General features: G+C 69.8%; 25 protein-coding genes and 1 tRNA gene. 16 read left to right on the top strand and 10 right to left on the bottom strand.

Going from position 1 to position 23,814, the window contains the following annotated elements:
* Window positions 1-57: 57 nt before the first annotated feature.
* Together ACP2AD_RS02010 and ACP2AD_RS02005 are read right to left on the bottom strand one after the other, a co-directional pair.
* Window positions 58-888: a MotA/TolQ/ExbB proton channel family protein gene (locus ACP2AD_RS02010; protein ID WP_425228401.1), complete on the bottom strand. Its 831-nt coding sequence runs from the start codon at window positions 886-888 to the stop codon at window positions 58-60.
* Between the two features lie 67 nt (window positions 889-955).
* Complete coding sequence (locus ACP2AD_RS02005) at window positions 956-1,621, bottom strand: energy transducer TonB (RefSeq protein ID WP_425228400.1); 666 nt, start codon at window positions 1,619-1,621, stop codon at window positions 956-958.
* Between the two features lie 239 nt (window positions 1,622-1,860).
* Between ACP2AD_RS02005 and ACP2AD_RS02000 the strand changes: the two genes are divergently transcribed.
* A complete protein-coding gene (locus tag ACP2AD_RS02000) occupies window positions 1,861-2,718 on the top strand; it encodes a hypothetical protein (protein WP_425228399.1) in 858 nt (285 codons plus the stop codon).
* Window positions 2,719-2,745: 27 nt separating this feature from the next.
* Here the strand turns inward: ACP2AD_RS02000 and ACP2AD_RS01995 are convergent, their stop codons facing one another.
* On the bottom strand, window positions 2,746-3,117 hold the full coding sequence (locus ACP2AD_RS01995) for a dihydroneopterin aldolase (RefSeq protein ID WP_425228398.1): 372 nt from the start codon (window positions 3,115-3,117) through the stop codon (window positions 2,746-2,748).
* A gap of 122 nt (window positions 3,118-3,239) precedes the next feature.
* Between ACP2AD_RS01995 and ACP2AD_RS01990 the strand changes: the two genes are divergently transcribed.
* From ACP2AD_RS01990 to ACP2AD_RS01975, 4 genes are read left to right on the top strand one after another with little or no spacing between them, the layout of a single operon-like run.
* A complete protein-coding gene (locus tag ACP2AD_RS01990; protein WP_425228397.1) occupies window positions 3,240-3,737 on the top strand; it encodes a GNAT family N-acetyltransferase in 498 nt (165 codons plus the stop codon).
* 46 nt (window positions 3,738-3,783) lie between these two features.
* Window positions 3,784-4,359 carry a DUF1285 domain-containing protein gene (locus ACP2AD_RS01985; RefSeq protein WP_425228396.1) on the top strand — a complete coding sequence of 192 codons (576 nt, stop codon included), beginning with the start codon at window positions 3,784-3,786 and terminating at the stop codon, window positions 4,357-4,359.
* Window positions 4,356-4,961: a CoA pyrophosphatase gene (locus ACP2AD_RS01980; RefSeq protein ID WP_425228395.1), complete on the top strand. Its 606-nt coding sequence runs from the start codon at window positions 4,356-4,358 to the stop codon at window positions 4,959-4,961. Before ACP2AD_RS01985 ends, ACP2AD_RS01980 begins: the two co-directional genes overlap by 4 nt.
* Complete coding sequence (locus ACP2AD_RS01975) at window positions 4,958-6,166, top strand: CCA tRNA nucleotidyltransferase (RefSeq protein WP_425228394.1); 1,209 nt, start codon at window positions 4,958-4,960, stop codon at window positions 6,164-6,166. The genes ACP2AD_RS01980 and ACP2AD_RS01975 overlap by 4 nt, the downstream gene beginning before the upstream one ends.
* Here the strand turns inward: ACP2AD_RS01975 and ACP2AD_RS01970 are convergent.
* Entirely contained in the window at window positions 6,082-7,806 is a 1,725-nt protein-coding gene (locus ACP2AD_RS01970) for a putative bifunctional diguanylate cyclase/phosphodiesterase (RefSeq protein WP_425228393.1), read from the bottom strand. The genes ACP2AD_RS01975 and ACP2AD_RS01970 overlap by 85 nt on opposite strands.
* A gap of 35 nt (window positions 7,807-7,841) precedes the next feature.
* The gene (gene parC, locus ACP2AD_RS01965; protein WP_425228392.1) at window positions 7,842-10,103 is read right to left on the bottom strand and encodes a DNA topoisomerase IV subunit A; all 2,262 of its coding nucleotides are present in this window, start codon (window positions 10,101-10,103) and stop codon (window positions 7,842-7,844) included.
* Window positions 10,104-10,516: 413 nt separating this feature from the next.
* On the opposite strand from parC, the gene ACP2AD_RS01960 reads away from it, so the two are divergent.
* From ACP2AD_RS01960 to purC, 4 genes are all read left to right on the top strand, one after another.
* A complete protein-coding gene (locus ACP2AD_RS01960; protein ID WP_425228391.1) occupies window positions 10,517-11,407 on the top strand; it encodes an alpha/beta hydrolase in 891 nt (296 codons plus the stop codon).
* 8 nt (window positions 11,408-11,415) lie between these two features.
* Window positions 11,416-12,630, top strand: coding sequence for a kynureninase (gene kynU / locus ACP2AD_RS01955; RefSeq protein ID WP_425228390.1), 1,215 nt, complete (start codon window positions 11,416-11,418; stop codon window positions 12,628-12,630).
* Window positions 12,631-12,716: 86 nt separating this feature from the next.
* A complete protein-coding gene (locus ACP2AD_RS01950; protein ID WP_425228389.1) occupies window positions 12,717-13,628 on the top strand; it encodes a hypothetical protein in 912 nt (303 codons plus the stop codon).
* 89 nt (window positions 13,629-13,717) lie between these two features.
* The gene (purC, locus tag ACP2AD_RS01945) at window positions 13,718-14,497 is read left to right on the top strand and encodes a phosphoribosylaminoimidazolesuccinocarboxamide synthase (RefSeq protein WP_425228388.1); all 780 of its coding nucleotides are present in this window, start codon (window positions 13,718-13,720) and stop codon (window positions 14,495-14,497) included.
* Window positions 14,498-14,539: 42 nt separating this feature from the next.
* Here purC and ACP2AD_RS01940 read toward each other — a convergent pair whose 3' ends face one another.
* Window positions 14,540-14,689, bottom strand: a complete 150-nt coding sequence (locus tag ACP2AD_RS01940; RefSeq protein WP_425228387.1) for a hypothetical protein — start codon at window positions 14,687-14,689, stop codon at window positions 14,540-14,542.
* A 147-nt stretch (window positions 14,690-14,836) separates the two neighbouring features.
* On the opposite strand from ACP2AD_RS01940, the gene purS reads away from it, so the two are divergent.
* Both purS and purQ read left to right on the top strand, forming a co-directional pair.
* Window positions 14,837-15,067, top strand: coding sequence for a phosphoribosylformylglycinamidine synthase subunit PurS (purS, locus tag ACP2AD_RS01935; protein WP_425228386.1), 231 nt, complete (start codon window positions 14,837-14,839; stop codon window positions 15,065-15,067).
* Entirely contained in the window at window positions 15,064-15,729 is a 666-nt protein-coding gene (gene purQ / locus ACP2AD_RS01930; RefSeq protein ID WP_425228385.1) for a phosphoribosylformylglycinamidine synthase subunit PurQ, read from the top strand. Before purS ends, purQ begins: the two co-directional genes overlap by 4 nt.
* Here purQ and ACP2AD_RS01925 read toward each other — a convergent pair.
* Both ACP2AD_RS01925 and ACP2AD_RS01920 read right to left on the bottom strand, forming a co-directional pair.
* Window positions 15,726-16,475: a queuosine precursor transporter gene (locus ACP2AD_RS01925; protein WP_425228384.1), complete on the bottom strand. Its 750-nt coding sequence runs from the start codon at window positions 16,473-16,475 to the stop codon at window positions 15,726-15,728. The genes purQ and ACP2AD_RS01925 overlap by 4 nt on opposite strands.
* Before the next feature lie 49 nt (window positions 16,476-16,524).
* Window positions 16,525-17,229 (bottom strand): hypothetical protein, encoded by a 705-nt coding sequence (locus ACP2AD_RS01920; RefSeq protein WP_425228383.1) that lies wholly within the window; start codon window positions 17,227-17,229, stop codon window positions 16,525-16,527.
* 58 nt (window positions 17,230-17,287) lie between these two features.
* Between ACP2AD_RS01920 and ACP2AD_RS01915 the strand changes: the two genes are divergently transcribed.
* A tRNA-Arg gene (locus ACP2AD_RS01915) sits at window positions 17,288-17,361 on the top strand.
* Between the two features lie 195 nt (window positions 17,362-17,556).
* Complete coding sequence (locus ACP2AD_RS01910; RefSeq protein WP_425228382.1) at window positions 17,557-18,681, top strand: zinc-binding dehydrogenase; 1,125 nt, start codon at window positions 17,557-17,559, stop codon at window positions 18,679-18,681.
* A gap of 24 nt (window positions 18,682-18,705) precedes the next feature.
* Here the strand turns inward: ACP2AD_RS01910 and ACP2AD_RS01905 are convergent, their stop codons facing one another.
* Both ACP2AD_RS01905 and bla read right to left on the bottom strand, forming a co-directional pair.
* Entirely contained in the window at window positions 18,706-18,948 is a 243-nt protein-coding gene (locus ACP2AD_RS01905) for a KTSC domain-containing protein (RefSeq protein WP_425228381.1), read from the bottom strand.
* Window positions 18,949-19,075: 127 nt separating this feature from the next.
* The gene (gene bla, locus ACP2AD_RS01900; RefSeq protein ID WP_425228380.1) at window positions 19,076-19,936 is read right to left on the bottom strand and encodes a subclass B3 metallo-beta-lactamase; all 861 of its coding nucleotides are present in this window, start codon (window positions 19,934-19,936) and stop codon (window positions 19,076-19,078) included.
* 221 nt (window positions 19,937-20,157) lie between these two features.
* Here bla and ACP2AD_RS01895 point away from each other — a divergent pair, with 221 nt between their 5' ends.
* The 3 genes from ACP2AD_RS01895 to ACP2AD_RS01885 are packed head-to-tail and all read left to right on the top strand — an operon-like array spanning window position 20,158 to window position 23,812.
* Window positions 20,158-21,174 carry a hypothetical protein gene (locus ACP2AD_RS01895; RefSeq protein ID WP_425228379.1) on the top strand — a complete coding sequence of 339 codons (1,017 nt, stop codon included), beginning with the start codon at window positions 20,158-20,160 and terminating at the stop codon, window positions 21,172-21,174.
* A gap of 2 nt (window positions 21,175-21,176) precedes the next feature.
* The gene (locus tag ACP2AD_RS01890; RefSeq protein ID WP_425228378.1) at window positions 21,177-22,364 is read left to right on the top strand and encodes a hypothetical protein; all 1,188 of its coding nucleotides are present in this window, start codon (window positions 21,177-21,179) and stop codon (window positions 22,362-22,364) included.
* Window positions 22,361-23,812 (top strand): hypothetical protein, encoded by a 1,452-nt coding sequence (locus ACP2AD_RS01885; RefSeq protein WP_425228377.1) that lies wholly within the window; start codon window positions 22,361-22,363, stop codon window positions 23,810-23,812. Before ACP2AD_RS01890 ends, ACP2AD_RS01885 begins: the two co-directional genes overlap by 4 nt.
* The last annotated feature ends 2 nt before the right edge of the window (window positions 23,813-23,814 follow it).

The following is a 23,814-nucleotide window of genomic DNA, read 5'->3' as shown; positions in this document are numbered from 1 at the left end:
ATCAACCGCGCGGCCGGCGGCGCCGACGCCGCCACCGGGCGGCGCCGGCCGTCGTCGTCAGTTGCTGTTGGGCGTGCTGCCGGTCGCGCCGAACGTCGCCGACCCCTGGCTGGCCCGGGCGGGCGCCGCAGCCGCAGGCTTGTTCGAACCGGTCGCGGTGGCAGGCGCCATCCGCACCGCCGGCTTCACCGCGCCGTTCGAGGCAAGGAAGCCCAGCACATCGTTCGAGAAGGCCGACAGGTCTTCCTGGATCGACTTGTTGCGCCGCTGCAGCCAGTTGTAGCTGAGCACCGCGGGAACCGCGACGACCAGGCCGAGCGCCGTCATGATCAGCGCCTCGCCGACCGGGCCCGCGACCTTGTCGATCGACGCCTGACCCGCAGCGCCGATGTTGAGCAGCGCGCGATAGATGCCGACCACGGTGCCGAACAGGCCGATGAACGGCGCGGTCGCACCGACCGTTCCCAGGAACGCGAGACCGGCGTTGAGCTGCGAATTGATCGACGCTTCCGAGCGCGCCAGCGAGCCGTGCAGCCAGTCATGCGCCTCGACCGGATCGGTCAGCTTGCCATGCTGCTCCTGCGCGGCGAGCCCGTCGTCGACGATCTGGCGATAGGCCGAGTTCTTGTCGAGCTTCGCCGCACCCTCGCGCAGATTGGCCGAGTTCCAGAAGCCCTGACGGATGCGCTTGGCCTGCGACCGGATCTTCTGCTGCTCGAACAGCTTGGTGAAGAGGATGTAGAGCGACACGACCAGGAACAGCACCAGGATGCTGAAGGTGGTCCAGGAGATCAGGCCGCCCGCCTTGAGGGCGGGGACCAGGCCGTATTGCTCGGCATTGGCGGCGCCGGCGGCGTTCCCGGCGGCGGTGAGGAAGGTGATGGGCATGATCGGGTCGGTCCTTTTGTAATTGGTGGTGACGGGCCGAATACCCGCCGGTCAGGCAGGTCGAGCGTCAGTCTTGCGGCAGCACCCAGCGCACGGGAAGCGTGAACGTGGAGGTGATCGGATTGCCGCTGTCGTCCTTAGCCGGGGAGAAACGCACCCGGCTGCGGGCGATGCGGCATGTCGTCTCGTCCAGGTCCGAATTGCCGCTGGACGCCGACACCGAACAGTCGGTCACGCGGCCGTCCGTGCCGATCGACAGGTGCGCCACGACGCGGCCCTGGGCGCCGGCCCGCTGCGCCGCGGGCGGGTAGGCGTCCGGCCCGAAGAAGCGGCCGGGGTCTCCGCGCAGACCGGCAGCCTGTGACACGCGCGGCGCAGGCGGCGGCGCCGGCGGCGCCGGCGGTGGCGCGGTCGGCGTCGGCACATAGACCGGCGGCGGCGTCGCAACGGTCGTGATCGGCGGCGGCGCCTGGTTCGTCTGCACGATCGGCGGCGGCGACACCACGGGCGGCGGCTGCAGATGCTCCTCCGGCGGCGGTGGCGGCGGCAGCTCGGGCGGCGGCGGCGGCGGCGGCGGCGCCACGTCGAAGACGTTGAGGTTCTTGTTCACCTTCTTCGCGAAGTCCATCGCGAGGCCGGTGACAAAAGCGTATCCGACGCCCGCCACGATCAGGCAGACGACGAAGATCGCCACCAAGCGGTTGCCGGTTGTGTCACGATCAGCGTAGGCCATCCGGCTCTTGCTCTCCCTTGAACGCTCGCCCTCCACAATGACGGAAGTGGAGTCCGCACCCTGAAAACGCGTCGGCTGGGATGTTGTATCCCGTGCCGTGTGATTCGTGTATCGCCGCGCCTCGCCCCGTGCAAACGCTTTCACCGTGTAACCTGTGTGACAGCGGGTATGCGCCGTCGGCACTTGCATTGCCCAGGTGGTTGTTGGCGGTTCATCGCCGTCGCGATAACATTGACGCCATGACGCCTCGCCCCCTGCTCGCCGCGCTTGCGCTGTCCGCCACCGCCGCGCCTGCGCAGATGTCTCCGCCGGTTTCGGGCGCCACCCCCGTCGCTCTGCGCCCCGCCCTGCCCCCCGCACTGCCCTATGCGGACGTCGCCGATCTGGTGCTGGCGGCGCCGGTCATCGCCGACGCGACGATCCGTTCGACCGTGCAGCTGAAGGGCGCCGACGCGGTGGGCGTGCGACCCGGCTTTGTGCGCTTCTACATGGAAGCGGACGTCGCCGCGCTGATCCGCGGCGCGGGCGGCCTGCCGCCCCGCGTCGGCTGGCTGTACGATGCCGCGTTTGATGCGCGCGGGCGGATGCCGCGTTTCAAGAAGGCGCGCGTGCTGCTGTTCGCCCGCGCGACGGCGACACCGGGCCAGCTCCAGCTCGTCGCGCCGGATGCGCAGCTTGGCTGGGCGCCGGATCTCGACACGCGCGTTCGCAGCATCGCGCGCGAGGTGCTGGCGCCGGCCGCGCCCCCGCGCGTCACCGGCGTCGGTCAGGCGTTCCACGTCGCGGGCGCGCTGCCCGGCGAGGGCGAGACGCAGGTCTTTTTGCAGACCGCCGACAGCCGCCCGGTGTCGCTGTCGGTGCTGCGCCGGCCGGGGGAGCGGCCACGCTGGGCGGTGGCGTTATCAGAGATCGTCGACGATGCCGCGGCCCCGCCGCCGCGCGACACGCTGCTCTGGTATCGCCTTGCCTGCGTCCTGCCCCCGCGCCTGCCCGGCGCCAGCATCGCGGGGCTGGCCGCGGACGACGCGATCAGGGCGGCGGAGGATTATGCCTTCGTGCTCGCGCAGCTGGGCGCGTGCGGGCGGACGCGAAGTTGATCTCACCCCTTTACCTGGACGCGGCGGCTACCGCCGGTGGCGCACCAGCGTGATCCCGATCCGCTCGCCCGCTTCCGCGATCGCGAGCTTGACGATGGCGACCTCCACCCGGCGCACGCGGCGATCCTGCAGGAACAGGGTCTCGCAGATGTGGTCCGCGACGCCCTCGATCAGCGTGAAGTGCACCCCCGGGGGCAGCGCGGCGGTGGCGGCATGCTTCAGGTCGAGATAGTTCTTTGACGCCGCCAGCTTCGTATCGGGCAGGAACTGACGCGGGCAATCGATCTCCACCGACAGCGAGATGCGCAGCGGCTGGGTCGCGCCGGTCTCCTCCGAATAGATGCCGGTCAGCACCTGCACCTCCAGATCGTGCACGTTGAGCGTCAGGCGATCGTCCATGGCGGGCCCCTGTAGAGCAGGACGGCTGGCCTCGCTACGCTCCTGTCCGGACCGGGCAATACGCTTGCCATCGCCCGCGCGGCCGCTACAGCGCGCGCCCTTTCACCTGCGGGAACACCTTGTTGACCGATCTCGTGCCGCTCGCCGCCGTCGATCCCGCCATCGTCGACGCCCTGCTGGATCGCGCCTTCGAACCGGCGCGGCGCGGACGCACGGCGTACAAGGTTCGCGGGCAGGCCGCAGCCATCCCGGCGCTCAGCTTCGCCGCGGTGGAGGACGGCACGCCGATCGGCAGCATCCAGTGCTGGCCGGTCGCCTTCACGTCCGATGCGGGAGCGCGCGTGCCGCTGGTCATGGTCGGCCCCGTCGCCGTCGAGCCCGCGCGTCAGCGCGACGGCATCGGCCGCCTGCTGATGGAGCATGCCCTCGCCGCCGCCGTCCGTGCCGGGCTCGACGACCGCCTGATCCTGATCGGCGACCCCGAATATTACGGCCGCTTCTTCGGCTTCACGGCCGCGCGGACCGGCGGCTGGCGGCTGCCGGGGCCGGTCGAGCGCCACCGCCTGCTGGCGCGCGGCGACGCGGTCCCGGCCGGGGCGGGTACGCTCGGCCCGGCCTGACGCCCGGCGCTTGCCCCCACCCCGCCCCTCCCCTACCGCGCGCGCCATGCCGATGGCGCCGCTCCCCGATCTCGCCGCCCTCAGCCTCGCCGAGGTGGCGCAGCTTGTCGCCGAGCAGAAGCTGCCCCCCGTCGAGCGGTGGAACCCGACCCATTGCGGCGACTCCGAGATGCGGATCGCGCGCGACGGCACCTGGTTTCATCAGGAGTCGCCGATCGGGCGTCCGGCGATGGTGCGGCTGTTCTCCACCATCCTGCGCCGGGAGCCGGATGGCGGCTTTGTCCTCGTCACCCCGATGGAAAAGCTCGATATCGCGGTCGAGGACGCCCCCTTCGTCGCGGTCGAGATGAAGGCGGAGGGCGACGGCGCCGACGCGCGCCTCGCCTTCCGCCTCAACACCGGCGATCTCGTCACCGCCGGGACCGGGCATCCGCTGCGGTTTGGGGGCACGGCCGACGAGCCGCGGCCATATCTCCACGTGCGCGGCGCGGTGGGCAGCGGGCTGGAGGCGCTGGTCGCACGGCCGCTATATTACGAGCTGGCGGAGATCGCGCTGGCGAACGACACCAATCCGCCGGGCATATGGAGCGACGGCGCGTTCTTCCCCCTTACCCCTGCATGACCGTGGCCAACCGCCTGCGCGCCGCGCTTGCCGGCGGGGAGGATACCGCGCCCGAGCTGCTGACCGGCGATCAGGTCGGGCTCGACGCCGGCGCCGACGACGCGCTGACGCCGGCCGCGGTGCTGGTCGCCGTGACGGACCGGCCGCGCCCGGGCGTCATCCTGACCCGGCGCACCGATACGCTACGCCGGCATGCCGGGCAGGTCGCCTTTCCCGGCGGCCGCCTCGACCCGGGCGAGGACGCCGTCGCCGCCGCGTGTCGCGAGGCGGAGGAGGAGATCGGCCTGGCGCCGTCCGCGATCACGGTGATCGGCGCGGTGGACCGCTATCGCACCGTGACCGGCTACGCCGTCACGCCCATCCTCGCCGCCATCCCCGCCGACCTCCCCTTTCGGCCGAGCGAGGCGGAAGTGGCCGCGGTGTTCGAGGTGCCGCTGGATTTCCTGCTCGATCCCGCCAACCAGGTCGAAGCGGAGATGGTCTGGCGCGGCGTGAACCGGCGCTATTGGGAACTGCACTGGGAGGGCATCAGGATCTGGGGTGCGACCGCCGCGATGATCGTCAACCTGTCGCGGCGGCTGCGGTGGCCGCCGGAGCGATGAGGGTCCTGCCCGATGCGGACTGGCGGGGTCAGCGGGGACTGGCGGCGCTGGTCGCGGCGCTGGGGCCCGCTGGCGGTGGGCCGCGCTATGTCGGCGGCGCGGTGCGCGACACGCTGCTGGGGCTGCCCGTCTCCGACATCGATCTCGCCACCCCGCTAGCCCCGCCGGAGGTCGTGCGCCGCCTGAAAGCCGCAGGGATCAAGGCGATCCCGACCGGCATCGCGCATGGCACGGTGACCGCCGTCGCACAGGGGGTGCCGGTCGAGGTCACGACGCTGCGCCGCGACGTCAGCACCGACGGGCGGCACGCGGTGGTTGCCTATACCGACAGCTGGCACGAGGACGCGGCGCGGCGCGACTTCACGATCAACGCGCTCTACGCCGATCCGCCGACCGGCGCGGTGACGGACTTCTTCGGCGGGCTGGACGATCTTGCCGCGCGGCGCGTCCGCTTCATCGGCGACCCGTACCGCCGCATCGCCGAGGATCACCTGCGTATCCTGCGCTTCTTCCGGTTTCACGCGCGGTTCGGGGAGGAGCCGGACGCTGACGCCCTCGCCGCCTGCGTCGCGCGCGCCAACGACCTGATGGCGCTGTCGCGCGAGCGGATCGCCGCCGAGCTGCTCAAGCTGCTCGTCGCGCCTGGCGCCGTGGCAACGGTCACGCTGATGCTGGCGCACGGCATCCTCACGCCCGTGCTGCCGGAGATCGCGGATGCGCGGCGGCTGACCGGCCTCGCCGCCGCCGAAGCACGCGCCGGCATCGCGCCCGACCCGGTACGCCGCCTCGCTGCGCTGCTCCCGCGCGATCCGGCATTGGGCGAGACGATCGCTGCACGGCTGAAGCTTTCGAAGGCGCAGCGGCGGCGGCTGATCTTGGCGGCGACCGAGCGGCCGGGCGATCCTCGGGAAGACGCCTATCGCGTTGGCCGCGAGGCGGCGATCGACCGGCAGCTATTGCGGGGCGATGTGGACGCGCCGCATGATTTGCTCGACTGGGCGATACCGCGCCTGCCGCTGACCGGCGGTGCGCTGGTGGCGCGGGGGCTGATCGCCGGGCCCAGCGTGGCAGCGGCGCTGAGGCAGGTCGAACAGCAGTGGATCGCCGAGAAGTTTCCGGCTCAGCCGCGCGTCGAGTCGATCGCCGACTCGGTGGTGGACGCGATCATCCGCCACGCTGCCGACGCCTCCAGCGGGCGGGCATAATAATAGCCCTGGCCGAAGGTGCAGCCCAGCGCCGCCAGCGTCTGCGCCAGCGCGTTGGTTTCCACGCCCTCCGCCGTGGTCTGCTTGCCCAGCGCCTGCGCCAGGCTGAGCACCGCACGCACGATCGCGACCTTGTCGCGATCGGCGAGCATACCGGTCACGAACGTCCGGTCGATCTTGAGAATGTCGATCGGCAATTGCTGCAGATAGGCGAGATTCGAATAGCCCGTGCCGAAATCGTCCATCGCCAACGTCGTGCCCAGCGCCTTCAGCGCATGCATGGCGCGCGCGACGCCGTCGGGATCACCGACGATCGCGCTTTCCGTCAGCTCCAGCGTGAAACGGTCGCCGCCGAGCCCGGTCACGTCCAGCGCCGATTCCAGCACGGCCGAGACGTTGTCGCGCTGCAGCTGGATGGCCGACAGATTGACCGCCAGTTTGACGCCGCAATCGGGCCTTCCCCCTTTACGCGCCTGCGCGTCCCACCCCGCCAGCGTCCGCGCCGCCTCGTCGATCGCCCAGCGGCCGAGCGGCACGATCAGTCCCGACTCCTCGGCCACGGGGATGAAGGCGGTCGGCGAGTGATCGCGCCCATCTTCGCCCCGCCAGCGCGCCAGCGCCTCGAATGCGACGGTCCGGCCCGATCCGAGGTGGCAGATCGGCTGATAGGTCAATCGCAGCCGCCGCTCCTCAATGGCACGTCGCAACTGCGTCTCCATCGCGAACTGCGCGCGCGCGACGGAGAAGGCCCGTGGTTGGTAGGTCTCGACATGCCCGGTCGCCTTGGCGCGCTTGACCGCGAACTGCGCGTGACGGATCAACTCGGCGCCGTCGATTCGCGCCTCCGCATCATCCCCGCCCTCGGCCGCGCCATCATGCTCCGCGCCGATCGCGATGCCGATCGAGCACTCCACGCCGATCTCGAAGTCTGTCAGCCGGAACGGCGCCTGCAACGCGCCAACGATCCGGGTCGCGAGCGCATCGGCCTCATCGCCATCGGCGTCGACCAGCATCATCACGCCGAACTCGTCGCCGCCGATCCGCGCCAGCGCGTCGCGCGCACGCAGCGCCCCCTTGATCCGCCGCGCGACCGTGATCAGCAGCTCGTCGCCGACCAGCGACCCCATGCACGCATTGATCCGTCCGAACCTGACCAGATCGATCACCAGCACCGCGAACCGCTGGCCCGCCGCTGACGCCGTCTCCAGCAGGTCGCCGAACCCTTCGCGATTGGGCAGCCCGGTCAGGCTGTCGGTGGTCATCTCGCGGCGCAGGGACCGCTCCGACTCCAGCCGCGCGGTCTGATCGAGCAGCGTCACGGTGCAGCGCCGCGTCTTGGTCGAAATCCTGCCCAGCCCGACCCGATAATGCCGCCCGCCGATGCCGTCCTCGGTCGACCAGTCGAACTCCATGTTGCGCAGATCGCCGGCCTTGAAGACGTCGAGCTGCGCCGCCAGAGCGCCGACCATCACCGATCGATCGGCGACGACGCCCAGCCCGGTCAGCCGGTAAGCACGGTTGAACGCCTCGAATTGCCACCCCGTCTCCAGGCGGATGAGGTGCGCCGCGGGCACCGGGACCAACTCGATGCCCATTTCCAGCATCTCGGGCGTGATCGTGAAGGCGACGGCAGCGGCCATGCCTCCGCCCTAGCGTGGCGACCGTTAAGGGCGCGTCAAAACTCCAGATTACTGAAGCGGTTATCGCGCGGGAAGCCGGTCGGCGGCATTCGCCCCGCCGCCCCGCGCGCCGCGCGCCACGGCCCCAGATCCGCCTCGTTCCGGGTCCGCCCGCTGTCACCACCCATCGGCCAGCTCAGCCCCTGAGCAAAGACGAACGTGATCGCATCCGACAGCCCGCCGTCGCGGTAGCGCTGCAACTGCATGCCCTGTCCGCGGCTCATTTCCGCCAGTTCGGCGAGTGGAAAGACCAGCATCTTGCGATTGTCGCCGATCGCCGCGACGTAATCATCCGCCGCCCCCACCGGCCGGACCACCTTCAGCTTCGCACCCGGGCGGGGCGTCATCACCGTCTTGCCCTTGCGCGTTTCGGCCAGCACGTCGGCCACCGGCACCGCGAACCCGCGCCCATCGGTCCCGACCAACAGCAGCCTGGCGCCGGCCCGCGCCGGCAGCAGCGTCACGATACCGACATCGCCGTCGAGGTCGACGAACGCCCGCACCGGCTCCCCGAACCCGCGCCCGCCGGGCAGCTTGTCGGCGCCCAGCGTGAAGAAGCGGCCGTTTTCGGTCGCCAGCAGCAGCTTGTCGGTGGTCTGCGCATGGAACGCGAAGGCGGGGCCGTCGCCCTCCTTGAACTTGAGCAGCTCGGGGGTGGCGAGATCGCCATGCCCCTTCATCGCCCTGATCCAGCCGCGCTGCGACAGCACCACGGTGATCGGCTCACGCTCGATCATCGCCTCCAGCGGGATGTCGCGCGTCGGCGCGGCCTCCTCGATCACCGTCCGCCGCGCGCCCAGCGCCGTCTCCGGCCCATATTTGTCGCGCAGCCGCTTCATGTCCCGCTTCAGCCGCGCTTTCTGCTTGCTTGGCGAGGCGAGCAGCGCCTCCAGCTCGCCCTGTTCCTTGGTCAGCGCGTCGCGCTCGCGGGTCAGTTCCATCTCCTCCAGCCGCCGGAGCGAGCGAAGCCGCATGTTGAGGATCGCCTCCGCTTGCCGGTCGGTCAGCCCGAACTCGGCCATCATCACCGGCTTGGGCTCGTCCTCGGTCCGGATGATCTCAATCACCCGGTCGAGGTTGAGGTAGGCGATCAGATAGCCGCCGAGCAGCTCCAGCCGGTCGGCGATCCGCTGCAACCGGTGCTCGGACCGGCGCGTCAGCACGATGAACTGATGGTCGACCCACTGCGCCAGCACGTCGCGCAGCCCAAGCACGCGCGGCGTCCGCTGCGCATCGAGGACGTTGAGGTTGAGGCTGAACCGCGTCTCCAGCTCGGTCATCCGGAACAGCCCGTCCATCAGGACCTGCGGGTCGACCGTGCGGCTGCGGGGCTCGATCACGATCCGGATATCGGCGTCCGAATGATCGTCGACATGGCCCAGGATCGGCAGCTTGCGATCCTCGATCAGCGCTGCGATCTCGGCGATCAGCTTGCCCTTGGCAACGCCATAGGGGATCTGGCTGACGACGATCTGCCAGCCGCCGCCCTTCTCGCGCTCGATCGTCCATTTGGCGCGCACCCGGAAGCTGCCGCGCCCCGTCGCATAGGCTTCCGCGATCGCCGCGGGAGAGTCGACGACGGCGCCGCCAGTCGGGAAATCGGGTCCCTTCACATGCGCCAGCAGCGAGGCAAGGGTCGTCGCGCGATCGTCGACCAGCAGCATCGCGGCGTCCAGCAGCTCGGCGGCGTTGTGGGGCGGAATGCTGGTCGCCATTCCGACCGCGATCCCCGCCGCGCCGTTGGCGAGCAGGTTGGGGAACAGCCCGGGGAACAGCTCGGGCTCCTCCTCCTCGTTGTTGTACGTTGGCCGGAAATCGGCGGCGTTCTCGTCCAGCCCCGCCATCAGGTCGATCGCGACCGCCGTCAGCCGCGCCTCGGTGTAGCGGTAGGCGGCGGGATTATCGCCGTCGATGTTGCCGAAATTGCCCTGTCCGTCGACCAAGGGGTAGCGCAGCGAGAAATCCTGGGCGAGGCGGACCATCGCATCGTACACGGCGACATCGCCATGCGGGTGGAACTTGCCGATCACGTCGCCGACGACGCGCGCGCACTTCTTGTAGCCGCTGGCCGGATCGAGTCGCAGCTGCCGCATCGCCCAGAGCAGCCGGCGATGGACGGGCTTCAGCCCGTCGCGCAGGTCCGGCAGCGACCGGGCGGTGATCGTCGACAGCGCATAGACGAGGTAGCGCTCGGAAAGCGCGGAATCGAAGGGGGCATCGACGATCGCGTCGAAGGGGTCGGTGGTGTCGGTGGGCATCGTCGCCGTCCGCTAGCAGAGCGCGCCTTCGTTCCACAACCGTTCCAGATCGTCGGTCGGTCAGGGCGCGGCGTCGCCGATCTCGAACTCGACCGTCAGTGTCGCTCGGTCTCAATCGGCGCAGGAGCGAGAGTAACCGCGATGGCGGCGCGACCGGCCGCCGTACAGAGTCCGTGACGATCACGTCCTGCATGTCGCCCTGCGTGGCATGTCGTGACAACGCCATGCCCCGCCACCAATTGTCATGAATGACGAAGCGTCCGCGCTTGTTCGTCGGAAAAGGGCTGCACGGCCATGAGGCCATGTATCCCACATTTCCGCCAAACGCCGATTGTGGGATAACCCGGCGGCGGCCGCTGCCTAGGCAGCGGGGGCCAGTTGGTATGCGGCGGCAAGGCTGGTAGGTCGAGCCGATGCACCTTCGCCTCTTCCTGACCGTCGCCGCGGCGGCGTTGCTCGGTTATGCGGCGATCGCCATACGCCCGGTCGATGGCCCTCTCCTCACCTGGCCGGACCTCATCGCCCGACCGCGCCCGCATGCCGACGCCACCGTCAGCTACGGCACCGATCCGTATCAGAAGGTCGATGTCTGGCTTCCCGCTGGGCGCGGCCCGCACCCGGTGGTGCTGATGGTGCATGGCGGCTGCTGGACGACGTCGATCGCGGACCGGACGTTGATGGACTGGATCGCGGCCGACCTGCGCAGTGCAGGCGTAGCGGTATGGAATATCGATTATCGCGGCGTCGACCGGCCGGGCGGCGGCTATCCGGGCACGTTCCAAGACGCGGCGGCGGCCGCCGATGCGCTGACGGCGAGCGCGGCGCGCTTCCACCTCGACACCGGTCATGTCGTCGCGGTCGGGCACAGCGCGGGCGGGCATCTCGCGCTGTGGCTTGCCGGCCGCAAACGCCTGCCCGCGGACAGCCCGCTGCGTATCGCGCAGCCGCTGCCGATCGCGCACGTCATCAGCTTGGGCGGGCTGCCCGATCTGGAGGCGACCGCCGCCGCGCACGACAATGGCTGCGGCACGGAGGTTATCGCGCAGCTGACCGCCGGGCACTTTGCCGATACCAGCGTACCGCGCCTGCTGCCGCTCGGCATCGCACAGGACCTCGTCAACGGTGGCGAAGACCGCATCATCCCGATGCGGCTGGCGACCGGCTATGTCGCGCAGGCGCGCGCGGCGGGCGACCGCGTCACGCTCCACACCGTCGCGCATACGGGCCATGTCGAGCTGATCGCGCCGGAGACGGCGGCCTGGGCAGAGGCGAAGCGGCTGATCCTCGCCGCGCTGCGGCGGTGACCGGCCGCATGACCGCGGACGACGCGCGTGCGCTCGACGCCGCCGACCCGCTCGCCGCCATCCGCGGCCTCTTTACCCTGCCGGAGGGCGTTATCTATCTCGATGGCAATTCGCTCGGCCCCCTGCCCCGCGCCGTCCCCGCCGCGCTGGACGACGCGGTTGCGCGGCAATGGGGCGAGCGGCTGATCCGCAGCTGGAACGAGGGGTGGATCGACGCGCCGCAACGGGTGGGGGCCAAGCTCGCCGGGCTGATCGGCGCACGGCCGGACGAGGTGATCGTCGGCGACTCGACCTCCGCCAACCTCTACAAGCTGCTCGTCGCGGCGCTGCGCCTCGACCCGCACCGCCGCACGATCGTCAGCGAGCTGGGCAACTTTCCGACCGATCTCCACATCGCCGAGGGCGCGGCGCAGGCAGTCCCCGGCGCGCGCCTTCACGCCGTGCCGCGCGGCGAGGTCGAGGCTGCGCTGAGCGGCGACACCGCCGTCCTCCTGCTCACCCACATCCACTACAAGACCGCCGAACGGTGGGACATGGACGCGCTCACCGCCGCGGCGCATGCCGCCGGTGCGCCGGTGCTGTGGGACCTCAGCCATTCGGCGGGCGCGGTGGCGATCGACCTGAACGGCAGCGACGCAGACCTGGCGGTGGGCTGCGGGTATAAATACCTCAATGGCGGGCCGGGCGCGCCCGCCTTTCTCTACGTCCGGCAGGCACACCAGGAGCGTCTTCACAACCCGCTGTCCGGCTGGATGGGCCATGCCGAGCCGTTCGACTTTGCCGACGCTTATGCCCCTGCGCCGGGTATGAAGCGATGGCTGACCGGCACCCCCGCGATCCTGGGGCTTGCGGCGCTGGAGACCTCGCTGGACCTGTGGGCGAACGTCGACCGCGCGCAGGTCTGGGCCAAGAGTGCGCAGCTGTTCGATCGGCTCGCCGCTGTGGGTGACGTGCTGAAGCTGACCTGTGTCACCCCGCGCGACCCGGCCCGGCGGGGCAGCCATATCAGCTTCCGTCACCCCCATGCCTATGCGGTCATCCAGGCATTGATCGCGCACGGCGTCATCGGTGACTTCCGCGCGCCCGACATCCTCCGCCTCGGGCTGACGCCGCTCTATCTCGGCCATGCCGACGTCGACCGTGCGGGCGAACTGCTCGGCGAGGTGCTGGACAGCGAACCGTGGCGCGATCCGCGCTACACGCAACGGCAAGCCGTCACCTGATCTCAGGCGAAATGTGGCGACAATGTGGCTTGACTGTAATCCTATCGCCTGAGTAGACTTTCCGGATCAACGGCGTGGAGGTCGTAATGCGGTGGATGCTGATCGGCATGGCGGGCTTGGCGCTGACGGGGTGCTCGCGCCGGGAAGAGCCGGATTCCGCAACGTCGTCCGGGCCGCCCGCGCGGGAGACGCAGACCTTCGACGTCGCTCCGCCAACCGACGGCGCCGGCCGCGCGGCCGCGGCGATCACCGCGCCGGGCATCGAGGTGACCGCTGCACCCGGCGTCGCCTTCACCTACCGCTATGGCTTCCGCCTCCCCTCCGGCCGCATCGAGGCGGTCCAGGAAGCGCACGCCCAAGCCTGCGAACGGCTCGGGATCGCGCGCTGTCGCATCACGGGCATGCACTTCACGCTGGTCGGCGAGAACGACAAGCGCGGCGAGCTGGATTTCAAGCTCGATCCGACGCTCGCCCGCCGCTTCGGCAAGGACGGCATTGCGGCTATCGAGGCGGCGCAGGGCACGCTGATTGCGGCGTCGATCGAGGGCACCGACGCCGGCGCCGTGGTCGACACCGCGACACAGCAGCGGGCGGCCGCGGATGACGAGGTCCGCCGCCTCGACGCGCTGATCGCCCATGCCCGTACCGGCAGCGAGCGCGCCGAGCTGCAGAACCAGCGTGCCGAGGCCGCCCGCCAGGTCGCCGCCGCGGCCGAAACGGGCGCGGCGGCGCGCGCCAGCCTCGCGACCACGCCCGTCACCTTCACCTATGGCTCGGGCCCGGCGGTGCGCGGGTTCGACACCTCGGCGCCGTTCACCAGCGCGCTGGACACCGCGGTCGGTTCGGCGCAGGCGACGCTGACGGTGGTGCTGGCGATCCTGGCGATCTTCGGTCCCCCGGCGCTGGCGATCGGTCTGGCGATCTTCGCGTTCCTGCGCGCGCGCGCCGCCTGGCGTCGACGCCGCGTGCCGATCGGTCCCGCCGCCCCGGCCGATTGATCGCGGAGGCACCCAGCCCTATAGCGCCGCGACACCGCCCCGGCTGCCGTCCGCGCCGCCGGGGCGCTCGCTGTTCAGAGGACAAGAGCATGGCGCGCCGCCGGCAGATCTACGAGGGCAAGGCCAAGATCCTCTACGAGGGTCCAGAGCCGGGCACGCTGATCCAGTATTTCAAGGACGACGCCACCGCCTTCAACGCGCAGAAGAAGGGCACGATCAACGGCAAGGGCGTGCTCAACAACCGGATCAGCGAGCACATCTTCACGATGCTCGACCTGATCGGGGTGCCGACCCATTTCGTCCGCCGCCTCAACATGCGCGAACAGCTGATCCGCCAGGTCGAGATCGTGCCGATCGAGGTCGTCATCCGCAACGTCGCGGCGGGCACCATGTCGACACGGCTCGGCATTGAGGAGGGGACGAAGCTCCCGCGCACGATCATCGAATATTATCTGAAGGACGACGCGCTCGGTGATCCGATGATCACCGACGAGCACATCGCCGCCTTCGGCTGGGCCAGCCAGGAGGAGATGCACGACATCGCCGACCTCGCGATCCGCGTGAACGACTTCCTGTGCGGCTTGTTTGCTGGCGTGAACATCCGGCTGGTCGACTTCAAGCTGGAGTTCGGGCGGCTGTGGGAGAATGACTGGAGCCGCATCATCCTGGCCGACGAGATCAGCCCCGATTGCTGCCGGCTATGGGACATGACGACCAACGAGAAGCTCGACAAGGATCGCTTCCGCCGCGACCTGGGCGGCGAGGTCGAAGCCTATCAGGAGGTCGCGCGGCGTCTGGGCCTGCTGCCCGAGGGCGGCGACAATGCGGTGCTCGACCTGGAATCACACCGCAAGCGGCGCGGCAAGTGACCGGCCGATAGGGAGTGCCCGGCAGGAAGGCCTGGTCTGCGGCTAGGACTTTACCCGGTAGCCGCAGATGATGCCGAACACGAAGCTCGCGAACAGCGACAGCGAGACCTTGCCGCCCGGATCGTCCCAGCCGAAATAGGTCGATCCCCAGGCGAACAACGCGATGAACAGGGCCATGGCGATACCGGCCATGATGACGCTCCTTGACGGGTGATCGACGCCCCACGCCCCGACTCACCCGCCGCGACGGTCCGCCTCGCGGGTTAGCAAGCGGTAAAGGTTGCCCGCATTGGCTCCCGGCGGCATAGCGCCGCGCATCAGCGGGAGCCCGGCCTAGCCATGAAGTTGCGCATCATCGTCACGCTCAAGCCCGGCGTTCTCGATCCGCAGGGCCGCGCCATCCAGCATGCGCTCAGCTCGCTGGGCTTCGGCGGCGTCAACGACGTCCGCGCGGGCAAGCTGCTCGAACTCGACGTCCGCGACGATACCGACGACGCCGCGGTCGACCGGATGTGCCGCGAGCTCCTCGCCAATACGGTGATCGAGGATTACCGCGTGGAACGCGCATGAAGACTGCGGTTATCGTCTTCCCCGGCTCGAACTGCGATCGCGATCTTGCGGTAGCGGTTGAGCAGGTGACCGGGGCGCGGCCGGCGATGGTCTGGCATCGGGAGACCGCGCTGCCCGGCGGCATCGGCCTCGTCGCGGTGCCGGGCGGCTTTTCCTATGGCGATTATCTCCGCTCGGGCGCGATCGCGGCGCGTTCGCCGGTCATGCGTGCGGTCGTCGAGGCGGCGGGGCGCGGAGTGCCGGTGCTGGGGGTGTGCAACGGCTTTCAGGTGCTGACCGAGGCCGGGCTTCTCCCGGGCGCCTTGATGCGCAACGCCGGGCTCAACTTCGTCTGCCGCGATGTCGCGCTGACCGTCGCAAATGCGCAGAGCCCCTTCACGTCCGGCTATGCGACGGGCGAGACGATCCATCTGCCCGTCGCGCATCATGACGGCAACTACGCCGCCGATGCCGGCACGCTCGACCGCCTCGAAGGCGAGGGCCGGGTCGCGCTGCGCTATGCCGAGCCCGTCAACGGCTCGGCGCGCGGCATCGCCGGCATCCTCAACGACGCCGGCAACGTCCTCGGCCTAATGCCCCATCCCGAACGCAGAACCGAGGCGGCGCATGGCGGCAGCGACGGGCGGCGGCTGTTCGAAGGCCTGTTGGCGGCCGTTGCCTAGACCCGCGCGCGGAAGGGCGTGAAGTCCGTCGCGCGGTCGAACACGTCCACGCCCTCGCGCCGCTTCAGCCACCCCACTACCGCATAGGTGACCGGCATCAGCAGCAGCTCCCAACCGACCTTGAGCACCCATTGCGTGACCAGCACCTGCGCCACCTTGCCCGGCGTCCACCCCGCCACGCCCAGAAATGCGAGGGGGTAGAAGATCAGGCTGTCGACCGCCTGGCCGAACACGGTCGAGCCGACCAGCCGCGACCACAAGGCACGGCCCCCGGTCGCGACCTTCATCCGCGCCAGCACATAGCTGTTGACGAACTCGCCCGCCCAGAATGCCGCGATCGACGCGAAGACGATGCGCGGCACCTGCCCGAACACCGCCTCATAGGCCGCCTGACCTGTCCAGCCGCGGTCCGGCGGCAGCGCCACGACGATCCAGCTCATCGCCGCCATGAACAGCATCGCCGCGAACCCCGCCCAGATGCACCGCCGGGCGCGGGCGTAGCCATACACCTCGGTCAGGACATCGCCGAGCACATAGCTGACCGGGAAGAACAGGATGCCCGCCCCGAACGGCCACGCCCCGATCAACGGCAGGTCAACCACCGCGCGCTTTCCCGCGCCGATCACGTTGGACAGCAGCAGGATCGCGACGAACGCCGCCATGACGAAGTCGAAATAGCGGAACGTCGCCGCCACCCCGACCTGTTCCACCGCCGCGGGCTGCGGCACGTCCGCCTGGTCACTCATCCGGAGGATTATGCAGGCTGCCGGGCCATCCTGCAATCGCGGCTGCTCGTCAGTCGATCAGCGACAACCTGGCGACGTTCCTGCCGGCGAAGCCGATCATCGCCGCTTGCACCGCCTCGGCCACCGACGGCGGGGCGGCGCCGACGATCAGGATCGTCGGGCTGACGCGGCAGCGCAGCACGGGCAGCGGGGCGGCCTCGCGCGCTGCCGCCAGCAATGCGGCGCGGCTGGCACGCGCCCGCGCCGTCACATCGCATTGCCGGGCGAACTGGACCGCCAGCAGCGCCTGCCCGCGATCGAGATAGGCCGCCGCCTCTTCGTACCGCGCATATTTCGGCAGCCTGCGCCGCGTCGCCGACGGCACGGCAAAGCCGTTGTCGGGGTCGAGGAATACAAGCCCCGCCCCCGCGAGCGCCGCCAGCGCACGGCTATGCCAGATGCTGCGATCACCGCACGGCACCGGCTCGCCGAAGAACAACGTGCCCGCCGGCAGCACGCCCCCGGTCTCGAAGGCGGCCAGCGGACCGCCATCGAACTTCGCCAGACCTGCGCGCAGGTCATCGTCGGTCCCGGCCCATGACGGGTCGTCGCGATAGCGCCGCTGCCGTCCGTCGCCGTTCCCGGCCGGATCGACCGCATCCTGATGCGTCAAATACCAGTTCAGCCCGACAGCGTTCCCGAGCATCGCCGCACAATGGCGAAGCAACGCATATTTAAGGAAGTCGTGGACATCGCCGAGATACCGCTCCTGCATCCGACCTCCATGATCGCGGTTCCGTCGCAACTCAATCCGCGCTAGGTCACGCCTGCGCGCGCCCGTAGCTCAGCTGGATAGAGCACGTGCCTTCTAAGCTCGTGGTCGGTGGTTCGAGTCCACCCGGGCGCACGCCGCAGCACGCAGCCGCGTAGCAAATCTCAGCCGCAGACGGGCGAGGCGGCCGGCGGGTCGGCACCGCCGAACCCGTCCGGCAAGGCGGCTTTGCTGCGGCGCCCGGCCAACCTGCACACGCCCCCCCCGACAACGCGGGATTTACTCGCGCCCGCCACTCCGCGATGGAGCCTGCAAAAAAGGAGAGCCCCCATGCCCGACACCGACGCCCTCGAACTCCGCTCGCTCGTCACGTCCGACGGCAAGCTGCGCCTCAGCCTCGACGAGATCACCCTGCCTGCTCCGGGCCCGGACGAGCTGCTGGTCCGCGTTGAGGCGGCGCCGGTCAATCCGTCGGACCTGGGCCTGCTGCTCGGCCCCGCCGACCTCGCGACGATGCAGCCGGGTGGGAGCGCCGGGCAGCCGACGCTGATGCTGACGATCCCGCCCGAGCGGATGGAGATGATGCAGGCGCGGCTCGGTCAGGCGCTGCCCGTTGGCAACGAGGGCGCGGGCACCGTGATCGCCGCCGGTGAGAACCAGCAGGCGCTGATCGGCAAGCGCGTCGGCATGCTCGGCGGCGCCATGTACGCCACCCATCGCAAGCTCCCGGTCCGCGACACCATCGTGCTGCCCGACGACGCCAGCGCCGCCGACGGCGCGTCGATGTTCGTCAACCCGCTGACCGCGCTGGCGATGGTCGAGACGATGCGCGCCGAGGGGCACAAGGCGATCGTCCACACCGCCGCCGCGTCGAACCTGGGCCAGATGCTCAACCGCATCTGCCTTGCCGACGGCGTGCCGCTGGTCAACGTGGTCCGCTCGGCCGACCAGGCGCAGCTGCTCCGCGACGCGGGCGCGATGCACGTCGTCGACTCGACGGCCGACGGCTTTCGCGAGGCGTTGACCGATGCGGTCGCGGCGACCGGCGCAACGGTCGCCTTCGATGCGATCGGCGGCGGCAAGATCGGAAACGCCGTTCTCCATGCAATGGAAGCCGCCGCCAATCGCCACGGCGGCGCCTATAGCCGCTACGGCTCGACCACGTTCAAGCAGCTCTACATCTATGGCAGCCTCGATACCGGCCCGACGCTGCTCGACCGCGGCTTCGGCTTCTCGTGGAGCGTCAGCGGCTTTCTGCTGACCCCGTTCCTCATCAAGGCAGGACCGGCCAAGACACAGACGCTGAAGGATCGCGTCGCGCGTGAGCTGAAGACGACGTTCGCCAGCCACTACACGCACACGATCAGCCTGGCGGAGGCGCTGCAGCCCGCAACGGTCGAGGCGTATCAGCGCAAGGCGACGGGGCAGAAGTTCCTGATCGACCCCAGCCGCTGACCACGCGGCCGACGGCGGCGAAGGCTAGTCCACCGTCGGCCGATATCTGCGCTGGGCCGGGTCCGCCCGGCACGCGTATCGGCCCCGGACCTCCTCGTTGAAGAACCGTCCCGCCGATCCGGCCCGGCGCAGCCCGTCATACACCGCCCGCGGCACGCCGGCGTAGAGGTAGCGCAGGCCGGAGCGGAAGCAGACGAGCAGCGTCTGCGCCTCGTCGTCGAAGACGATGCGGCGGATCATGGACGAGGTGAGCGTGGCAGCGCGCATGGACCGCGACGCAGCGATCGAGGGAATCGCCGGTTCCGTTGCGAGTAGCACGACGCGGTGAGTCGAGTCGGTTTGGCGGCGAGCCGAATCCGCCGCCTTGCCGCAGGCGCTGTTCGACCTTGCGGGCTTACCCGCGTGGCGACCCACCGCGCTGATGCAGCAACTCCACCTCGAACGCGGTCCGCGCCGCCGCGACCAGTTGCCCCAGCAGCGCCGGCGCGACGAACGCCCCCCGCTCGCCCGCTGCGGCGCGGCGTTCGCGGCCCAGTACGTCCGCGATCTCGGGATGCGCAGGCAGCACCACGTCGGCGTGCACCGACGCCAGCCGCTCGAAACTGCGACGGAAGTCCGCCACGATCCCGGGGTAGCGCCGATTGCCGACCAGCTTGTTCCCCGCCACCGTCAGCGAGCCGACGAACAGAATGTCGAGCGTCCGTCCGCCCTCCATCGCGCGCAGCGCCCAGCTGGTGTTGCCCGGCGTATGCCCCGGCGTCGCGATCGCGGTGAGGACGACCTCCCCCAATCGCACGCGCTCGCCGTCGCGCACCGGATGGTCAACCGCGACCGGCGGAAAGCGGATCACGCCGTAGCTCGTCTCGCCGGGCGGCACCCCGGTCGCCAGCGCCTCGGCGTCCGCGGCGCCCGCCATCAGCCGCGCGCCGGTGTCGTGCCTGAGCTGTTGCAGCCCGGCGGCGTGATCGAAATGCGCGTGGCTGTTGAGCAGCAGCCTGACGTCGGACAGCCTGACCCCGATCGCCGCGATGTGACGCTCGATCGCGGGCACATTCTCCGCCATCGTCCCGTCGAGCACGATGGCGCCGGACCGCGTCCGGATCAGATAGGCGGCCAGCCCCTCCGTCCCGATATACCAGACCGGACCGGCGATGTGGAACGGCGCGGTCGGGCGGGTCCAGGCGGGCGGATCAAGCTGGGCAGGCGCCGCCGCCGTGATCAGCGCCAGCGCGCCTGCAATTGACCGTGCAATCATGCTGCTTTCCCGTTCACGCTCGTCGGCAGCGCCGCGTCCGGGCCGGATACGCGACAATGGGCATGAGCAGATGCCATGTATTGCCCCGGCACAAGGTTAAAGTTTTTGTAACGCGCGCCGCCGCGTTTCCCGGTACACACTTCGAAGCCGCGAATCCGTCCGGACGCTGCCGTCGTCGGCAGACCGGAAGCCGGGCCGGCCGCAACCTAGGGGGAATGCGAGTGTCGAGACGCAACGAGGAGCGCACGCGACGGAGCCGCAGCGCGCAGACGCTGCTGCTGGTCTTCTCCATCATCTTCTGTTTCTTCATCGCCTATGGCTGGTTCAACCTGTTTCTGAAGTTCGGCGTCTTCGTCGCACTGATCTGCGCATTCGTTGCGGCGCTGCTCGCCTGGTCGCTGGCGCGCGAAGTCGGCGAAAACGTCAACCGTCGTATTCTGTTCGCGCCGCTGCTGCTGGTCAGTGCGGCGGGAGTCTACAACAGCCTGATGCTCTACCTTGAGGGCGGTCAGGTCCTGGTCGACGCCGCCAACCGGTCGGAGGCGCAATTCGCGCAGCTGCAGACCTCGGCGGAGACCGGACTGGCCACCAGCGGCGCGGCGGCGCACATCAACCATGTCCGGTCGCTCAGCGAGGCGCTGTTCAGCGAAATCCGAAATCCGCTTAATTGCGGCCAAGGGCCGGAGGCGCGCCGGCTGATCGTCGAGCTGCAGCGCGAGCTGCCCAACTTCACCCAGCTCAGCGAAACCGGACAGACCTGTGCGCATAACGACGAGGTCGTCGGCGATTACCGGACGCGCATCGACGGGCTGATCGCGAGAGCGAGCTGGAACGATCCGGCGCTGGCGAGCACCGCGGCCGATGCGGCAGGCGCGCGCCAGGCGGTCGGCGTGCTGCGCGGTCAGGTCGCGGCCAACTATCAGCCGACGCAGGTGCCGCACGTCGTCGGCGAGTTGGAAGCGCAGGACGCCGCCTATCGTGACCTGCGCTTCCGCCTGTCGCGCCGGGTGGACGTGAGGGCCATTCCCGAGGGGTTGCCGCTCACCGCGGCGCAGAGCCTGGGCAATGTCGCCAAGCTGCCGTCGCTGTTCTTCTCACGGCTCGATCAGCCCTCGACGTGGGTATTCCTGCTGATCGCCGCCGGGTTCGACCTGCTGATGGTCTATCTGTTCAGCATGGCGGCGGCGAGCCGGATCGAGGCGCAGCCCCGCGCCCACTCGCTCGCGACGGGCATGTAAGCGTGTCGGCAGGACCCAAGCCGTTCGATGCCAACGCCGTTCCGTCGCCGGCCCCGATCGCGGAAGAGCAGGCGGAGCAACCGGCTGGGCCTGCGACCACACGGCCGGTCGCCGCCGAACCCGCGCCCGAACCGGCCGACCCGATCGACACACGCCAGCTCGGCGCGACGCTCGCCGCCGCGATGCAGGACGGCGGCTTCCATCCCGTCATCCTGTTCGGCACGGCCGCCAGCGGCAAGACGTCGCTGCTCCTGTCGCTCTTCTCGACGCTGATCGCCGAGCCGAGGCTTGAGGCGGGGCTGGTGCTGTGCGATCCGCTGCTGGGCGCGCGCAACACGACGGGACGGCAAATCCACGATCAGGCGCGCCACACCTTTGAGGTCAAGACCCAGGCGTTTCTCGACCGCATCAAGATCCCGCGCACGAACATCGACCTGCCCTTCTTCATCCCGGTCGAACTGCGCCCCGCCGACGGCAAGTTCGCGGCGCGCTTCGCATTCATGGAAAGCAACGGCGAGTTCTACCGTCCCGAACGCGACAGCCTGCGCTCGCCCGGCGGCGCCAGCTTCCTCTACAAGGACCTGCAGGAGGAGATCGAGGAGTTCATCGCCACCTATGAGGGCGCGATCACGTTTCTCTACCTTGCGCCGTATACGCAGAGCGAGGTGTACGCCGATCCCGACGTGCAGGCCGATCTGGAGGAGCTGAAAAGCGCATCGCAGGCGATCCAGGGCGTGCTAGCCTCCTATGACCGCATTCGCGCTGGCGACCGCAGCCACGACTTCCACCTGATGCTAGTGACGAAGTGGGACGCGCATGCTGCCCGCAGCGCCGACCACACGATCGGCATCGCCGAAGATCGCGAGGCGCTCGACCGCTTCGTCCAGCAGCGTTACCCGCAGGCGCTTGCCGCGCTCCAGGCCATCAAGGTCGCGCCCGATCAGCGGGCGCTCAATGCTTATTGCTCCGGGATCATCGACGAGCGCGGGCTGCGCCCCCGCTCGATCAACGACGATGTGTTGGCGGACGTGCAGAGCTATCCAATCAGGCTGTGGACGCGGCTTTATGGCAATGCGCTCGCCGCGCATGGCGCGGTTCGCGTGTCGCCCTTCCCGCAGCCGCCGCAGAAGCACGTGCTGGTCCGCGCCTTTCACCGCGTCCTCGACCTGGTGTCTGGGCATCGTCCGTGAGCGCCACCGGCGCTGTCGATGTCGCGCTCGACGCCCATTACTATGACGGCGGGCTGAGGGTCCGGCGGCTTGGCGCGGACGCCGCGGGATGGACACCGGCGCCGCCCGAGCGCTTCGCGGGCTTCCGCGACGAGGTGCCGCTGGCCGGCGACGACCTCGCGGTGGAGATTGCGCGGCTGCTGATCGACGGACATCCTTTATGGTGGATCGCGATCTATGCGCGCGCGGCGGACAAGAAATTCGGTGATCGCGGCAACGAGGCGGGGGTCGGCGTCTGGGTCCGCGATGGCGACATCGGTGAACCGCGGATGCTGCTCGACGGGCTGCGCCAGTTGACCGCGAAACTGATCGGCGACGGCGTCGATCAGGCCGACGCCGTCGCGCGCAGCTTCCTGGGCAGCGACTATCTTCCCCGATATGTCGGCATCCCCGCGCCCATGCCGCCGCAGCTGTCGGGCTGGCGCCGCGCCGCCGGCCCTGGGCCGACCACCGCACTATACGTGATCGACGCGCGGGTGGACGGTGCCGAATGGGACCTGATCGCCGAGCAGATCGGCCGCATGACGCTGCTGCCCGGCCCTACGCCCGACCATTCGCGGGCGGTGATCCTGGTCCGCGCCGGCGGCTCCGCGGCCGCGCCTTCGTCGACCGTCAGACCGCTGCCGTCGGGTTTCGCCACCGAGGTGCTGGCGCTGCTGCCCGCCGCGTTGGCCGAGGTCGCCCGCGACGATGCGACGTTGCGCGCGAAGGTCGGCGAAGGAGCGGCCACCGCCAAGGCGCTGGAGGCCTCGCTTGCCCAGGCCCAAGCCGCCGCCGCAGAGCAGGACGCGGCGATCGCGGATCTCCGGCGAGAGGTAGCGGCGCTTCAGGAAGAACGCCGCAGCCTGCAGCAGCAGATCGACGGCGACGACACGCTGGCCCGCCTGCAGTCGATCGACAAGGGGCTCAAACAGATCGAGACGCTGGTCCGGCGCAGCGAGCCCGCACGCCGCGAACCGTCGTCTCTACGTGACGATGCCGCGGAGGACGATCGCCGATCGTATCGCACCGTGGCCGCGCCGGAAGCATATCGGTCGGCCGGTCGAAGCCGCTCGGGGTCGGAGCCGTATCAACGGTTCCTCATGCCGGTTGGGGCCGTGGCCGGCATAGTCGTCACCGCGTTACTGCTGTTCGCGGTCTATAGGTGGTGGCATCCGGGTTCGTCGAGCGTCCCGGCAGCCGTGCAGACGGCGCCGTCCGAGAGCAGAGCGATCGATGTCCAGACGCCCAATGCCGACGATTCCGCTACGTTCGGCAGACGCGACCTCGATGACTTAACCGGCAACCGAGTGGTCGAGTATCGCGACGCGCCGTCGTCGATCGGGCAACGCGACGACGCCAGTGCGCGCGGCAACGGTGGCGACCGCCCGTCCCAGGGCGACCGCTATCCGCCGTCCGATCGCCCATAGCC

It is taken from the genome of Sphingomonas sp., from assembly GCF_965248875.1.
In the GTDB taxonomy this organism is placed as follows: Bacteria; Pseudomonadota; Alphaproteobacteria; order Sphingomonadales; family Sphingomonadaceae; genus Sphingomonas.
Note: the sequence above shows the minus strand (reverse complement) of the source record. Positions and strands in the feature narration are given on the sequence as shown.